Here is a 14,492-nt window from a genome sequence, read left to right as displayed (position 1 = left end):
AAAAACCTTCTTCCCATTTTGCGCACCCCGCCAACCGCGGTGTGCGAGACAGTTATGCTTGGCGGCAATAGCCCTTTGGACCCACCCCTTCCCATCCCGAACAGGACCGTGAAACGAAGGTACGCCGATGATAGTGCATACTTCATGTGTGAAAGTAGGTCACCGCCAGGCTCCCCATTGACAAAGCCCCCGACAACTTCCCGTCGGGGGCTTTGTGCGTTGACGGCCAGGAACGGAAGCCTGGCCCACCGCCGGGAGCGATTGCGGCCATGCGGCGGCAGATGAGTGGTGCATATCGCCCATCGACCATGACTGCTGGCTCAGCGGCGATCCGGGCACTGTCCTCAGACGGTAATCTCGCTCAGGAACTCCGTTCCCTGGACCAGCAGCTCACCGGATCGGCCGGGGACGCCTCCCCAGAGGATTTCGTGGCGAGGCAAGTAGTAGGGGTCGAGGCTGGCGGCGAGGTCGCGCAGAGTGGTCAGTTTGTAGCCCTGCGCCTGCCAGCCAAGCAGCAGCTTTTCGAAGGCCGGCAGCAGTTTCATGCCTTCCAGTTCCGCGTGCAGGGTGAACACGTGGCCGTTGGCCGGGGCTTCGCGGGTTAGCGCCAGGAGCCGTTCATGCACGTTGTGCTCGTCGATCCCGTCGACGCCGATCAGTTCGTCAAGCGTCGGTAGGGTGGTTGGTAGTTGCGGGCAATTGACGATTTCCGCGTTCCACACCGGTAGGAAGGGGTGCCTGCCCCGGCAGTCAGAGCTGTAGCTGAAGCCTAAACGCTGCATGAGGCGCAAGGCATGCGGATTCATCTGCCAGCCGGCGGCACCGTGTACGGATGCCGCTTCGCCGAAGATTTCCTTGTAGCGCTCGGCGGCGAGTTGCAGCTCGCGCTCGGTCCAGCGCGCGTCGGCATGGCGGACGCCATCCTGCCAGCGGATGTGGTCCCAGCAGTGAATGCCCGTCTCGAATCCGGCGTCGCGGACGCTGCGCAGGATGCCGGAGCAGCAGCGACCGATATCCGGACCTGGCAGCAGCGTACCGTACATCAGTGTCTTGAAGCCATAATGCGAGAGTACCGAGGTTCGCGATACCTTTTGCATGAAGCCGCGACGGAAGACCCGCTTGATCGCTCGGCCGGTGTGGTCGGGACCGAGCGAAAACAGGAAGCTGGCGTCGGCGTGGTGGCGGAGCAGGAGTTCGACCAGGCGCGGCACGCCGATCAGCGTGCCGCGGTAGGTGTCGACGTCGATCTTGAGGACGAGTGAGCGCATGGATCGGCCTTGGATTCAGTCCATCAGGCGGCGGGCGGCGCTGACGTCGTTACGGTAGGCATCGAAGATGCCACGCAAGGCGTCCTCGAAAGTCACTTGCGGCGCCCAATCCAGGTCGGCCATGGTGTTGGTGATCTTCGGCACGCGGTGCTGGGTGTCCTGGTAGCCTTTGCCGTAGTACTCGGCCGATGTCGTTTCGAGGACCTTCACCTTGGCCGCCGAGTCGGCGTATTCCGGGTAGTGCTTGGCCAGGTCGAGCATCAGGCTCGCCAACTCGCGAATCGAGTAGTTGTTTTTCGGGTTGCCGATGTTGTAGATCTTGCTGTCGGCAATACCCTCCTTGTTGTCGATGATCTTCATCAGCGCGTCGATGCCGTCGCTGACGTAGGTGAAGGAACGCTTCTGCGCGCCGCCGTCGACCAGCTTGATGGCTTCGCCACGGACGATGTGGCCGAGAAACTGGGTGATGACCCGCGACGAGCCTTCCTTGGGGGTGTGAATCGAGTCGAGGCCGGGGCCGATCCAGTTGAACGGCCGGAAGAGCGTGTACTGCAGGCCTTCCTGCTGGCCGTAGGCGTGGATCACGCGGTCCATCATTTGCTTGGCGCAAGCGTAGATCCAGCGCGGCTTGTTGATCGGGCCGTAGATCAGGGGCGAGCTCTCGGGATCGAATTCCGGATCCTGGCTCATCCCATAGACCTCCGAGGTTGATGGGAAGACCACCCGCTTCTTGTACTTGACCGCGTGCCGGATGATCGGCAGGTTGGCCTCGAAGTCGAGCTCGAAGACGCGCAGCGGCTCGGTGACGTAGGTCGCCGGGGTGGCGATGGCAACCAGCGGCAGGACGACATCGCACTTGCGGACGTGATACTCGATCCACTCCTTGCTGATCAGGATGTCGCCTTCGAAGAAATGAAAGCGCGGGTCGTCGAGCAGCTCGCTGACTCGCTCACGGTTGATGTCCATCCCGTAGACTTCCCAGTCGGTCGTGGCCAGGATGCGTTGCGAGAGGTGATGGCCGATGAAGCCGTTGACGCCGAGGATGAGGACTTTTTTCATGAGGGTTGGACCAGTGGGATAGGGTTTTGGCCCAGGCGGGCGGGCAGGGCAGCGGGCGCGATGGCCTCGCCGTCCACTTCAACTGACAGGATTTTGAGCACGCCGCCGTCAGCGCAGCGGGCGAACAGGTGAGCGCCGTCGGAATACAGTTCAGGCCGTCCGCCCGGGCCCCTGGCAGCGGGCCAAGCCAGGCTGCGGGTGATGACCACGCGCTGCGCGCCGAAGTCGAAGAAGGCGCCGGGGTAGGGCGGGGCGACGGCGCGGATCAGGTTGTGCACCACCGCTGCCGGCTGCTGCCAGTCGATGCGCCCGTCCTCCGCTTTGCGAGCGCCAAAATAGCTGCCGATGCGCAGGTCTGGCTGTAGGTGCTCGGCAGTGCCGGCGAGCAGCGCCGGCAACACCCCGTGCAGCGCCAGTTCGGCGGCCAGGGTTACTTTGCCGAAGACGTCGCCGGCGGTGTCGTCGGGCAGGATCGGCACTGCCTGTTGCGCGACGATCTCGCCGGCGTCGGGTTTCTCGACCATGCGATGCAGCGTGGCGCCGGTTTCGCGTTCGCCATGTATCAGCGCCCAGTTCACCGGCACGCGGCCGCGGTAGCTGGGCAGCAGCGAGCCGTGCATGTTGTAGCCGCCGCGCGTCGGGAGAGCCAGCAGCGCCGGCTTGAGCAGCAGCCGATAGTAAAAGGAGAAGAAGAAATCCGCCCCCAGCGCAGCCAGGCGGGCGGCGAATTCAGGGGTGTTGGGGTCATCCGGGGTGGCCACCGGGATAGCGTAGTCGCGGGCCAGGTCGGCCACCCGCTCGAACCAGATATTCTCGGCCGGGTTGTCCGCGTGCGTCACCAGCAGTGCCACGTCTACGCCGTGCGCGAGCAGCACGCGCAGGCAGCGGGCGCCGACATTGTGGTAGGCGAAGACTACTGCTCGTACCGCTCGTACCTCCCGCCCGGCCGGCCGCGCTCCTGGAGTGCAGCTGCTCATGGCTTTCCTTCGAGGATGGCTTCGATGAGGTAGCGCGGGCGGTGGCGGACCTGCTGGTAGACCCGGCCGACGTATTCGCCGAGCAGGCCGATGCCGAACAGCGCCAGCCCGATCAGGAAGAACATCAGCGCGAAAAGGGTGAACAGGCCTTCGGCCTCTGGGCCAACGATCAGCCGGCGAACCATGAGCAGGACAAACAGCGCCGCCGAGCCAAGGGAGACGACGATGCCGAGCATCGAGAACCATTGCAGTGGCACCAGCGAGAAGCCGGTCATCAGGTCGAAGTTGAGGCGGATCAGGCTGTAGATCGAGTACTTGGATTCACCGGCCGCACGCTCCTCGTGTTCGACGACCACTTCGGCCGGGTGGCGCGAGAAGGTGTAGGCCAGCGCCGGGATGAAAGTGCTGACCTCCTTGCACGAGTTGATGGCGTTCACGACGCTGCGTGAATAGGCGCGCAGCATGTTGCCCTGGTCGGTGATGCGGATGCGGGTGATTTTCTCGCGCAGGTAATTCATCGCCTTCGAGGCGCTGCTGCGGAAGAAGCTGTCCTGGCGCCGGCGACGAATGCTGCCGACGTAGTCGTGGCCTTCGCGCATTTTGTCGATGACCTTGGCGATTTCCTCGGGGGGGTTTTGCAGGTCGGCGTCGAGAGTGACGATGATCTGCCCGCGCGCGTGTTCGAAGCCGGCCATGATCGCCATGTGCTGGCCGGCATTGGCGGCGAGCAGAATGGCGCGGGTGACGTCCGGGCGCCGCTGGTACTGTTCGCGGAGCAGCGCCGCCGAGCGATCACGGCTGCCGTCGTTGATGAACACCACCTCGTAGGGCGTCTCGAGCTGGTCGAGCGCCGGGTAGAGGCGGGCGAACAGGGTCGGCAGGCCGTCCTCTTCGTTATAGACGGGAATGATGACGGAGATTTCAGGGGGGATCATGGCGGGCTCGGGACTCTAATTCAGGACTTTACTTCTTGATTTTCAAGCTGCGGCTCAGGGCGGCGCAGACACGCTCCACATCGCCATCGCTCATCGTCGGGAAAAGCGGCAGTGTAACCGTTCGGGCGCCGACATCTTCGGCCTGCGGGAACTGTCCGGGGTGAAAACCGAGTTTCCGGTAGAGGCTGAAGAGGTGCAGTGGCGGGTAATGCACGCCGATGCCAATACCCTCTTCTTTCATCGCCGCGATGAAGGCGCCGCGGTCGCTGCCGGCTGGCAGCAGCGGCTGAAACATATGCCAGTTGCCGTTGCTGAAGTCCGCCGGAGGGAGAGTCAAGCCGAGCGCTGGCTCGATCGCCGCAAAGTAGCGCCGCGCCAGCGCGCGACGTCGCTCGGTGAATTCCTGCAGGTGCCGGAGCTGGCCGAGGCCGACCGCGGCGGCAAGGTCGGTGAGGTTGAACTTGCCGCCGAGGACGTCCACGTCCATCGTCCCGTCGGCCGCGCGCTTGACCCCTTGCAGCCGGCGCCGCTCGCAGAGTCCGAGGTCGATGTCGGCCGGCAGCACCAGCGCGCCGCCCTCGCCGGTGGTCAGGTTCTTGTTGGCATGAAAGCTGAAGGAGACGAAGTCGCCAATGCTGCCGATGGCCTGTCCCTTCCACGAAGCGCCGAATGATTGCGCCGCGTCCTCGACGACGCGCAGGCGATGGCGGTCGGCAATCGCGTACAGCCGATCGCGGTCCACCGGCAGGCCGGCCAGGTCGACCGGAAGCAGCGCCCTGGTGCGTGGGGTGATCGCCGCTTCCAGCTGTTCGAGATCGATGTTGCGCGTCAGCGGGTCGATGTCCACCAGCACCGGCGTGGCGCCGACTTCGAGAATCACATTGGCCGTCGCCACCCAGGTCAGCGGCGTGCTGATCACCTCGTCGCCCGGGCCGACGCCGGCCAGGCGCAGGGCCACCTCGAGCGTCGCGGTACCGGAATTGAAGGCGCGCACCGGGCGGCCGCCGCAGATTTCCGAGAGCGCCGCTTCGAAAGCCTGCACCTTCGGGCCGCTGGTGATCCAGCCCGAGCGCAGCACATCGCCGACCGCGGCGATGGTTTCCTCGTCGATCGACGGGCGGGTGATTGGCAGCATTGGCAGTGGCAGGCTTGACGGATTCTTCGCCATCGCGGCACTCATGAGTTGGCCACCAGGATCACCCCGATGATGATGAAACCGATACCCAGCGCTTTTTGCATCACCAGCAGCTCGCCGAACCAGAAGTGGGCGATCAGCGCGTTGATCACATAGCCGATCGACAGCATCGGATAGGCGATGCTCACCGGCACTCGCGACAGGGCCATGATCCACACCACGACGCTGACCGCGTAGCAGGCCAGGCCGGCGATGATCGTCGGTTGGCCGGCGACCTTTAGGCCGATCGGGATGATGTTGGCGAGCGCGAAGTCGAAATGCCCGATGGCATTGGTGCCGGCCTTGAGAAACAGTTGCGCGGCGGCGTTGAGCAGCACGCCGGTGAGCACCAGGGCAAAAGCGACCATGCTCATCTCAGTGCAGCGCTCCGTCCTTGCCAGGCGCGCTGAGCGGCGCGGCCGGTTTTTCGACGATCACATAGCGCCGGTTGCGGGCGATCTCGGTCATTGGCAGGCCGGTGGCAGACAGGCGCTCGAAAATGTCGTGCGTCATGATTGCGAAGGCCTCGCGGTCGTCACCCCAGCGCAGGGCAAACTCGTCGATTGTCCGAATCCACTTGTGCGGCTCCTGCGCGATGCCGAAGGACAGCTCGTTCTGCGTGGTGACCATGGTCAGCGTGCGCTTGATGTAGAAGGGCAGCGTCTGCTCGTAATCGTTCACGCTGTAGAAGGGAACGCCCGGCTTGAGCCGAGGCTGCGCCTGCGCCGCCAGACCTCGCGTGGAATTGTAGGGTGCCAGGTGGTCGTGGCCGAGCAAGCCGGCGCTGGTGCTCAGCAGGCCGCCGATGGCCAGAATGGCGACCGCGGCACTCTTGTGCTGCCGCCATACCAGAAACAGCGCCGCCAGGATGCTGGCCAGCGATAGCGCCGCCGCACCGGTCAGCCAGTCGAGGACGCCTTGCAGCATTTCCGGCGAGAACGATTCTCCGGCCAGGCGCAGCACCCGTGGCGCCACCGCCAGTGCCGCCACCGCCAGCAACGCAAGCAGCGCCAGATGGATCAGCCAGGTACGCCGCGACAGGCTGGCGATATGGCGGCCACCGAGCAGCGCCAGGGCCGGGAAGAGCGGCAGGATGTAGGGCGCCATTTTCGAGCCGGAGACGCTGAAGAAAGCGAAGCTGCTGACGATCCACACCAGCAGGAAGCGATCGGCGCTGAAGCGCCCCGCCGTTCCCTGGCTCCACGACTTGAGCAGGGTATGCACCAGCAATAGCGACCAGGGCAGCGCACCCAGCGCATACACGGCAAAGAAATACCAGCCCGGCTCGTCGCGGCGGTGCACCGTCGATAGAAAGCGCTCGAAGTGCTCGTGGATGAAGAAGAACTGCGGAAATTCAGGATTGGCCAGCGACACCGCGACGAACCACGGCGCGGCAATGAGCAGGAACAGCAGCAGCCCGCGCAGTGGCGCCAGTCGCTTCCATGGCGAGAGGTCGCGGTTGAGCAGCGTGTAGCCGACCAGCGCGGCGCCGACCAGCACCAGCGCCACCAGGCCCTTGGAAAGCACCGCCAGGGCCAGGGCGCCCCAGGCGAGCAGCATCCAGCGCCGGCTGACGCTGCGCTCATCGTTCTGCGCGAAGAGGAAAGCGGTCCACGCCACCTGTAGAAAGAACGACAGGCCCATATCCAGGGTAATCAGGTGGCCGAGAACCACGAACAGCAGCGAGCTGGCGAGGATCGCCGCCGCCAGGTGGCCGGCCAGCGGCCCCCACAGGCGCCGTCCCGTCCACCAGGCCAGCAGGATGCTCAGGAAGCCGGTCAGCGCCGGCCACAAGCGCGCTGTCCATTCACTTTCGCCGAAAAGCTTGTAGCCGGCAGCGGTCGCCCAATACTGCAGCGCCGGTTTCTCGAAGTACTTGAATTCGTTCAGGCGCGGTGTCAGCCAATCGCCGCTGGCCACCATTTCGCGCGGGATTTCTGCATAGCGGCCCTCGTCCGGGCGGACCAGCGCGCGCTGGTCGAGCGTGCCGAACCAGACCGCCACCAGGGTCATCCAGAGAATCCAGATCAGACGGCTGCTCATGCGTCTTTCAGCGCCCGCGCCACGCCCGGCCGGCGCCGCAAGCGGCCGGCAGGTAGCGACCGCAGTCGTTGTCGGGGCGAGGTTTCATGGGGGTGGGCCTGTGTTCTGCGAGCGGGGCAGGGGACCAGCGCAACGTGCGCTGCCATGGGGCGGGATTATACACGCTCGGCCTTGGCCGCTTGGCAGGCGCACGCACGGCGAGTGGTGCTACCATGCCTGTGTTGTGGAAATAGAGGTGCATGCTTTCCGGGGAGGAAACGAGAAAGCACGCGTAGGGGCCTGTGCTGCTCCACCATGATGGCCATCGCCGACCGAGGGGGGCTTTTCGATGACTGCTGCCGCGCACGTTCGCCAGCTTGCCAGCGGCGAGTTCGTCGTCCATGCGCTCGAAGATCATTTGCTCTCCGTCGCGCGGCTGGCCGGCGAATTTGCTGGAATTTTCGATGCCGGGTCGTGGGCTGAACTGTCCGGTATCTGGCACGACCTTGGCAAGTATCAGGCCACGTTCCAGAAGTACATCGCCTCCGCCAGTGGTCTTGACCGGCACATCGAAGCGCCGGGCAGGGTGAAGCACGCCATTGCCGGGGCGATTCACGCCGCCGCAGCGCGGGGATCCCATGGTCAGTTGCTCGCTTATCTGATTGCCGGTCACCATGCCGGTTTGCCCGACTGGCATCCCGGGGAAGCGGGCGGGGCGGCGCTTTCCCAGGAGCTGCGCGATGAACGCTCGACGCTCGCACAAGCAATCGCCGCTGGCCCGCCACCGGGCATTCTCGCGCCGGCCATCACCCTCACCCGGCCGGGCATTCACCGCGCCGAGGATCTGCATTTCTGGCTGCGCATGCTCTTTTCCTGCCTGGTCGACGCCGATTTCCTCGACACCGAGGAATTCATGGCCGACGGGCGTGCCGAACTGCGGGGTGCTTATCCGGAAGTCCCGGCGCTCGGCGCGGCATTCTCGCGGCACATGGCGAGTCAGTTCGCGCTTGCCGATACGCCCGTCAAGCGCTTGCGCGGCGAGATCCTCGCCAGCTGTCTCGAACGCGCCGCGCTGCCGCCGGGCCTTTTTTGCCTGACGGTTCCGACCGGTGGTGGCAAGACGCTGGCTTCGCTCGGCTTTGCCCTGCAGCATGCGCAACGGCATGGCTTGCGACGCATCATCTACGTCATTCCCTACACCAGCATCATCGAGCAGACGGCGGATGTCTTCCGCGGCGTTTTCGCTGATCTCCAGCCGATGCCGGTCATAGAACACCACAGCAATCTCGAGGCGGCCAAGGAAACTGCCAGGAGCCGCACGGCCTGCGAGAACTGGGACGCGCCGATCGTCGTGACCACCAACGTCCAGTTCTTCGAATCGCTTTATGCCGCCCGGCCGTCACGCTGCCGCAAGTTGCACAACATCGCCAACAGCGTCGTCATTCTCGATGAAGCGCAGCTGCTGCCGCCCGAGCATCTGGCGCCGATTCTCGATGCTCTGCGTCAGCTGACCGAGCACTATCGGGTTTCGGTCGTGCTGTCCACCGCCACCCAGCCCGAGCTGCACAAGACGCGGAGCGATGCTTTCGGTCGCCTGCAACTGCAGGGACTGGGTGCAGCGCGCGAACTTGCGCCCGATCCGGCACGGCTTTACCAGCAGCTGCAGCGCGTCAGGCTGACGCTACCCGAGTCACCGCAGCAGCGTTGCAGTTGGCCGGATATCGCCGCCGAGCTGGCTGAGCACGAACGCGTCTTGTGCATCGTCAATCGCCGCGACGACGCAGCGCTGCTCTGGGGCCTACTGCCGCAGCGTGAGGGCGCCCTGCACCTCTCGGCGCGCATGTGCGGCGCCCATCGCGCCGAGGTGATCGCCACCATCCGCCGTCGCCTGGCGGCCAAGGAGCCGCTACGGGTGGTGAGTACGCAATTGGTCGAAGCGGGCGTCGATCTCGATTTCCCGGTGGTCTATCGGGCGATGGCCGGGCTGGACTCGATCGCCCAGGCCGCCGGCCGCTGCAACCGTGAAGGCCGCCTGCCGCAGCAGGGGCGGGTGGTCGTCTTCAATCCACCGAAACCTTCGCCAAGCGGCTTGTTGCTGAAAGCGGAGCAGGCCGCGGAAGTCGTCCTGGCGACTTCGTCCTGCGAGTCGCTTGCCCCTCAGCACTTCGCCGCTTACTTCGATCATTTCTACAGCGGCGTTAACAGCTACGACAAGGAGCGTGTTCTGGATCTCTTGCAGAAAGACGCCGCTCGTGGGCAGATCCAGTTTCGCTCGGCGGCACAAGGCTTCCGCTTGATTGCCGACGAGGGTCAATGCCAAGTGCTGGTGAGCTGGGGTGAGGGACGCGAGCTGATCGAACTGCTCAAGCAGATCGGCCCTAAGCGCGAGCTGATGCGCAAGCTGCAACGGCATACGGTTTCCCTCTACGAATATCAGTGGAAACGCCTGCTCGCCAGCGGCGACCTTGCCTGGCACCAGGACTTTCTGATTCAGACCAGCGACACGCTCTACGATCCGGCGCTTGGACTACTGCCCGAGATTCCGGACTACGCGCCAGCGAGCCTGGTGTTATGAAAGGAGTTCGATTGAAAAGCTATTGTCTTGAGATCAGGGGCGACTTTGCCTGTTTTACGCGCCCGGAAATGAAGGTCGAGCGGGTGAGCTACGATGTCATTACGCCGTCGGCAGCGCGTGCGGTTTTCGAATCAATTCTCTGGAAGCCGGCCATTCGCTGGCAGGTGACACGCATCGAGGTGCTCAAACCGATTCGCTGGATCTCGCTGCGGCGCAACGAGGTGGCCGCGGTGGTTCCGGTGAATAGCGTCAAGAGCGCGATGAACCGGGGCAGCGGCGCGCTCGGCCTGTACGTCGAAGAGCAGCGCCAGCAGCGCGCGGGTCTGTTTCTGCGCGACGTCGCGTACCGCATTCATGGCGGGTTTGAGCTCTGCGATGCCTCCCGTCACCGGTCCAACTTTCCCCATCTCGTCAGACAGCCGATCAGCGATGCGGACGAACAGTGCTTTGCTGATGAAGCCAACAACCTGCCGAAGTTCATGGCCATGTTCGAGCGGCGTGCGCGCAAGGGGCAGTGCGTGAACCAGCCTTATCTGGGTTGCCGTGAGTTCGCCTGCGACTTTCGCCTCGTCGAAGAGCTCGGCGCCGCCGCCTCTCCGATCGCTGAAAGTCGCGACCTCGGCTGGATGCTGCACGATCTCGATTTCGATAATCCCGCCGACCCGAAGCCGCGCTTCTTCCGCGCCGAGTTGAAGAATGGCGTGCTCGCGGTTCCCAACGGCGCTGACCCGGAGCTGCGCGGATGATTCTCCAGGCACTCAATGACTACTACCTGCGCAAGGCCGCCGATCCGCAAACGAGTCTGGCGCCCGAGGGTTTCGAGCTCAAAGCCATCCCTTTCGTACTGGTCCTCGATGCGCAGGGGCGCCTGCTGCACCTGGCAGATCGGCGCGAGGGTAGCGGCAAGAAGAAGGAGGCCAGGGGCGAGCTGGTGCCGCAGGGCGTCAAGAAGACTTCTGGAGTCGCGGCTAACCTTTTGTGGGATAGCGCCGAATATGTGCTCGGCGTCGACACCCGCGGCAAGCCCGAGCGGGTCGCCGAGCAGCATGCGGCTTTCGTGCAGCGATTTGCGGAAAGTTTCGGCGTGCAGCCCGCGGATGCAGGCTTGCGTGCCGTCGCAGCTTTTCTGGCCCGGGAACTTTGCTCCGCTCGCGAAGCCCTGGCACTGCATCCGGCCTGGCCGGAAATCATGGAAACGAATCCACTGCTGACTTTCCAGCTGGCTAGCGACACGGTGCTGCTTTGCCAGCGGGCAGCGGTGCTGGCTGCACTGCGCGCCATGGACGCAGGGCCGGGGGCTCCGGCGGACGGCATCTGCCTGGTGTCCGGCGAGCCCGATTCCATCGCGCGGCTACATCCGGCGATCAAAGGCGTGTGGGGGGCGCAGACCTCGGGGGCGAACATCGTTTCCTTCAATCTCGATGCCTTCAGCTCCTATGGCAAAGCGCAGAGCTTCAATGCGCCGGTCGGCAGCCGCGCGGCTTTTGCCTATACGACGGCGCTCAATCATCTGTTGAGCAAAGGCTCGCGGCAACGCCTGCAAGTCGGCGACGCATCAACGGTGTTCTGGGCGGAGCAGGCGAGCGGGGCGCCTTTCGAGAGCGCTTTTCTCGACTTCCTCGATCCGCGTCGCGATGATCCCGATCCCGATCGGGGTACGCAGGCCGTGGCCAGCCTCTACGCCAGCGCCCGTGACGGCCGGCCCTTCACCAGCGATGACGGGCAGCGCTTCCATGTGCTCGGCCTGGCGCCGAATGCCGCACGGATTGCCATTCGCTTCTGGCATGTGGCGAGCATCCACGAGCTGGCCGGGGCCTTCCTTCAGCATTTCGAAGACCTCGATATAGACCGACCCGCCTACGAAACGGCGGCGCCGCTGTCGCTGTTCCGCCTGCTCAGCAGCACCGCCCTGCAGGGCAAGGCCGAGCATATTGCGCCGAACCTCGGTGGCGATGTGATGCGCGCCATCCTGAAAGCCCTTCCGTATCCAGAAACCCTGATGCAGGGCGCCTTGCGGCGCATCCGCGCCGAACGGGAAGTGAGTTTTCCGCGCGCGGCGCTGCTCAAGGCCTACCTCATCCGCAACTGCCAAGACAAGGAGATCCGTGTGTCACTCAACCCCGAAAATGCCGATCCCGGCTACCGCCTCGGCCGCTTGTTCGCTGCTCTTGAGCGGGTCCAGGAACGCGCCCAGGGCAACCTCAATGCCAGTATTCGCGATCGCTACTACGGCGCCTTCTCGACGACCCCGACAACCGTCCTGCCAATGCTGATGCGACTGAAGAACCACCATCTCGCCAAGCTTGCCAATCGCGGCGAAGCCGTCAATCTGGAGAAGTTACTGGCGGCGATCGTCGACGGGCTGGCCGACGTGCCGCCTCGCCTGAGCCTCAGCGAACAGGCCCGCTTTGCCGTCGGCTACTACCACCAGCGGCAGTCCTTCTTCAATCGCAGCGACGCTCAGAGCGCCGATCAATCCGCCACCTCTCTTGCCGAATAAGGAACAGAAACCATGAGCCTCAACCACCGCTACGACTTCGTGCTGCTGTTTGATGTCAGGGACGGCAACCCGAACGGCGATCCCGACGCCGGCAACCTGCCCCGGCTCGATGCCGAAACCGGGCATGGACTGGTCACCGATGTGTGCATCAAGCGCAAGGTGCGCAACTACGTCGGTATCGTCCATGGCGAGCAGCCGCCCTATGAGATCTACGTCAAGGAAAAGGCGATTCTCAACCGGCAGCATGAGCGCGCCTACGCAGCCATCGGCAAGAGCGATCTGCTGAAAGGCGACGACAAGAAGCGCAAAGGGGGCGACGCCGTCGACGAAGCCCGCCACTGGATGTGCCGGAATTTCTTTGACGTGCGCACTTTCGGGGCGGTGATGTCGACCGGAGTCAACTGCGGCCAGGTGCGTGGTCCGGTGCAGCTGACTTTTGCACGCTCCGTCTCGCCGATCGTGGCCCTGGAGCATTCCATCACGCGCATGGCGGTGGCCACCGAAGCCGAAGCCGAGAAGCAGAGCGGCGACAACCGCACCATGGGTCGGAAGTTTACCGTTCCCTACGGCCTTTATCGCGCGCATGGCTTTATTTCCGCGCATCTCGCGCGGCAAACGGGTTTTGGCGAAACGGATCTGGAACTCTTCTTCAAGTCCCTGGAAAGCATGTTCGAGGAAGATCGCTCGGCCGCGCGCGGCGAAATGGCGACGCGCGGGCTCTACGTCTTCAAGCACGACTCCGAACTGGGCAATGCGCCGGCACATGCCTTGTTCGATCGGCTTACGGTCGAACGGCAGGGCGATGAGGTGGCGCGCAGCTTCGCCGCCTATGCCGTGCGCTTCGATGGCGGCGAGGTCGCCGTCGCGCAGGCGACGACCGTCGCCCCCGGCGTTGGTCTGGTCAGGCGATGCTGACGGCTGCGGGGTGGAAAAATGATCTCTTGTCGGGCGCCCTGGCTTGGCAATCATTCCCGGTTTCTTGACGAGGAGTCGGGCCATGGACTGGCATGAGCGCATTGTTGCCGATCCGGACACCCTGTTCGGCAAAGCGCGCATCAAGGGCACGCGCATCGGGGTCGAACTGATCCTTGAGCTGATGGCGTCAGGCTGGAGCGCGGCGCAAATCCTGGCCAGCTATCCGCAGCTGCAAGCGGCAGATCTCCAGGCCGTGTTCGCCTTTATTCGCGACTGCCTGAAAGACGAGACCTTCATCATGCGCGCCACGATTGGCGCTGCGGGGAGTACGGCATGAGGCGAGGGCTGGCCAATGCTTCTGGCCGCGACGAAATTCCCACGCCAGCACTGACCGCGGTGCGCCGCAAGGTCCGCGATGCCGGGGATGTCGGTAATGCCTGAACCCGTCGAGCCCATCCCCATTGCGGCCCTGCAGCACTGGTGCTACTGCCCGCGCCAGTGCCTGTTGATCCACGCCGAGCAGGCTTTCGCCGAGAACGTGCACACCCTGCGCGGGCAGGCGGTGCACGAGCGCGTCGATCAGGCCGGAATGGATCTCCGCGCCGGCGTGCGCAGTGCCCGCGCCGTGCCCTTGTGGTGCGACCGGCTGGGTCTGGTCGGCAAGGCCGATGTCGTCGAGTTTTCCCCTGCCGGAACGCCGTATCCGGTCGAGTACAAGCATGGCCGCAAGGGCCGCGCCGCGAAAGGCCTGCATGACCACCTGCAACTTGCCGCGCAAGCGCTGTGCCTCGAAGAGATGACCGGCCAAGCGGTGCCCCTCGGCGCCATCTACCATGCCTCTTCGCATCGTCGCCGCGAGGTCGTCATCAGCGCCGAACTGCGCGTGCTGGTCGAGCACAGCGTGCTGGCCATCCGCGCGGCTCTGGCAGCGGCGATGCTGCCCGAGCCCGCCAACGACTCGCGCTGCCGCGAATGCTCGCTGATCGACCTCTGCCAACCGGCGCCGCTGGCCGCGCGGCGAGCGCCAGCGAGCGCTCGCCGCGCAGCTTTTCCTGACGGATGACTGA

13 protein-coding genes and 1 rRNA gene are annotated in these 14,492 nt (G+C 64.5%); 7 read left to right on the top strand and 7 right to left on the bottom strand.

The genetic code is table 11. From position 1 onward, the window contains the following. Positions 1-57 precede the first annotated feature (57 nt). Positions 58-171: ribosomal RNA gene (rrf, locus tag QZ648_RS03215) — 5S ribosomal RNA — on the top strand. A 173-nt stretch (positions 172-344) separates the two neighbouring features. Here rrf and QZ648_RS03210 read toward each other — a convergent pair. From QZ648_RS03210 to QZ648_RS03180, 7 genes are read right to left on the bottom strand one after another with little or no spacing between them, the layout of a single operon-like run. Next, the gene (locus tag QZ648_RS03210) at positions 345-1,268 is read right to left on the bottom strand and encodes a 4-deoxy-4-formamido-L-arabinose-phosphoundecaprenol deformylase (RefSeq protein ID WP_291996089.1); all 924 of its coding nucleotides are present in this window, start codon (positions 1,266-1,268) and stop codon (positions 345-347) included. A gap of 15 nt (positions 1,269-1,283) precedes the next feature. After that, on the bottom strand, positions 1,284-2,327 hold the full coding sequence (locus QZ648_RS03205; protein WP_291996088.1) for a bifunctional UDP-4-keto-pentose/UDP-xylose synthase: 1,044 nt from the start codon (positions 2,325-2,327) through the stop codon (positions 1,284-1,286). Beyond that, entirely contained in the window at positions 2,324-3,304 is a 981-nt protein-coding gene (locus QZ648_RS03200; RefSeq protein WP_291996087.1) for a formyltransferase, read from the bottom strand. Before QZ648_RS03200 ends, QZ648_RS03205 begins: the two co-directional genes overlap by 4 nt. Continuing rightward, positions 3,301-4,239 (bottom strand): glycosyltransferase, encoded by a 939-nt coding sequence (locus QZ648_RS03195; protein ID WP_291996086.1) that lies wholly within the window; start codon positions 4,237-4,239, stop codon positions 3,301-3,303. Before QZ648_RS03195 ends, QZ648_RS03200 begins: the two co-directional genes overlap by 4 nt. A 28-nt stretch (positions 4,240-4,267) precedes the next feature. Then, on the bottom strand, positions 4,268-5,407 hold the full coding sequence (locus QZ648_RS03190) for a DegT/DnrJ/EryC1/StrS aminotransferase family protein (RefSeq protein WP_291996085.1): 1,140 nt from the start codon (positions 5,405-5,407) through the stop codon (positions 4,268-4,270). An 8-nt stretch (positions 5,408-5,415) separates the two neighbouring features. Next, positions 5,416-5,787, bottom strand: coding sequence for a 4-amino-4-deoxy-L-arabinose transferase (locus QZ648_RS03185; protein ID WP_291996084.1), 372 nt, complete (start codon positions 5,785-5,787; stop codon positions 5,416-5,418). 1 nt (position 5,788) lies between these two features. Then, a complete protein-coding gene (locus tag QZ648_RS03180) occupies positions 5,789-7,456 on the bottom strand; it encodes a glycosyltransferase family 39 protein (protein WP_291996083.1) in 1,668 nt (555 codons plus the stop codon). A 328-nt stretch (positions 7,457-7,784) separates the two neighbouring features. On the opposite strand from QZ648_RS03180, the gene cas3 reads away from it, so the two are divergent. The 6 genes from cas3 (at position 7,785) to cas4 (ending at position 14,488) form a co-directional block, all read left to right on the top strand. After that, positions 7,785-10,010 (top strand): CRISPR-associated helicase Cas3', encoded by a 2,226-nt coding sequence (gene cas3 / locus QZ648_RS03175; RefSeq protein WP_291996082.1) that lies wholly within the window; start codon positions 7,785-7,787, stop codon positions 10,008-10,010. Next, entirely contained in the window at positions 10,007-10,756 is a 750-nt protein-coding gene (gene cas5c, locus QZ648_RS03170) for a type I-C CRISPR-associated protein Cas5c (protein ID WP_291996081.1), read from the top strand. The genes cas3 and cas5c overlap by 4 nt, the downstream gene beginning before the upstream one ends. Then, entirely contained in the window at positions 10,753-12,510 is a 1,758-nt protein-coding gene (cas8c, locus tag QZ648_RS03165) for a type I-C CRISPR-associated protein Cas8c/Csd1 (RefSeq protein ID WP_291996080.1), read from the top strand. Before cas5c ends, cas8c begins: the two co-directional genes overlap by 4 nt. A gap of 12 nt (positions 12,511-12,522) precedes the next feature. After that, on the top strand, positions 12,523-13,425 hold the full coding sequence (cas7c, locus tag QZ648_RS03160; RefSeq protein WP_291996079.1) for a type I-C CRISPR-associated protein Cas7/Csd2: 903 nt from the start codon (positions 12,523-12,525) through the stop codon (positions 13,423-13,425). A gap of 82 nt (positions 13,426-13,507) precedes the next feature. Then, positions 13,508-13,762 carry a DUF433 domain-containing protein gene (locus QZ648_RS03155; RefSeq protein WP_291996078.1) on the top strand — a complete coding sequence of 85 codons (255 nt, stop codon included), beginning with the start codon at positions 13,508-13,510 and terminating at the stop codon, positions 13,760-13,762. A 96-nt stretch (positions 13,763-13,858) separates the two neighbouring features. Beyond that, positions 13,859-14,488: a CRISPR-associated protein Cas4 gene (cas4, locus tag QZ648_RS03150; RefSeq protein WP_291996077.1), complete on the top strand. Its 630-nt coding sequence runs from the start codon at positions 13,859-13,861 to the stop codon at positions 14,486-14,488. The last annotated feature ends 4 nt before the right edge of the window (positions 14,489-14,492 follow it).

Origin of the sequence: Candidatus Accumulibacter sp. ACC012, from assembly GCF_907163155.1 — a bacterium.
Taxonomy (GTDB): domain Bacteria; phylum Pseudomonadota; class Gammaproteobacteria; order Burkholderiales; family Rhodocyclaceae; genus Accumulibacter; species Accumulibacter delftensis.
This window is presented reverse-complemented; position numbering and strand designations above follow the sequence as displayed.

Coding starts and splice junctions, on each gene's coding strand:
- QZ648_RS03210 (WP_291996089.1), bottom strand. CDS start 1,268: ATGCGCTCACTCGTCCTCAAGATCGACGTCGACACCTACCGCGGCACG.
- QZ648_RS03205 (WP_291996088.1), bottom strand. CDS start 2,327: ATGAAAAAAGTCCTCATCCTCGGCGTCAACGGCTTCATCGGCCATCAC.
- QZ648_RS03200 (WP_291996087.1), bottom strand. CDS start 3,304: ATGAGCAGCTGCACTCCAGGAGCGCGGCCGGCCGGGCGGGAGGTACGA.
- QZ648_RS03195 (WP_291996086.1), bottom strand. CDS start 4,239: ATGATCCCCCCTGAAATCTCCGTCATCATTCCCGTCTATAACGAAGAG.
- QZ648_RS03190 (WP_291996085.1), bottom strand. CDS start 5,407: ATGGCGAAGAATCCGTCAAGCCTGCCACTGCCAATGCTGCCAATCACC.
- QZ648_RS03185 (WP_291996084.1), bottom strand. CDS start 5,787: ATGAGCATGGTCGCTTTTGCCCTGGTGCTCACCGGCGTGCTGCTCAAC.
- QZ648_RS03180 (WP_291996083.1), bottom strand. CDS start 7,456: ATGAGCAGCCGTCTGATCTGGATTCTCTGGATGACCCTGGTGGCGGTC.
- cas3 (WP_291996082.1), top strand. CDS start 7,785: ATGACTGCTGCCGCGCACGTTCGCCAGCTTGCCAGCGGCGAGTTCGTC.
- cas5c (WP_291996081.1), top strand. CDS start 10,007: ATGAAAGGAGTTCGATTGAAAAGCTATTGTCTTGAGATCAGGGGCGAC.
- cas8c (WP_291996080.1), top strand. CDS start 10,753: ATGATTCTCCAGGCACTCAATGACTACTACCTGCGCAAGGCCGCCGAT.
- cas7c (WP_291996079.1), top strand. CDS start 12,523: ATGAGCCTCAACCACCGCTACGACTTCGTGCTGCTGTTTGATGTCAGG.
- QZ648_RS03155 (WP_291996078.1), top strand. CDS start 13,508: ATGGACTGGCATGAGCGCATTGTTGCCGATCCGGACACCCTGTTCGGC.
- cas4 (WP_291996077.1), top strand. CDS start 13,859: ATGCCTGAACCCGTCGAGCCCATCCCCATTGCGGCCCTGCAGCACTGG.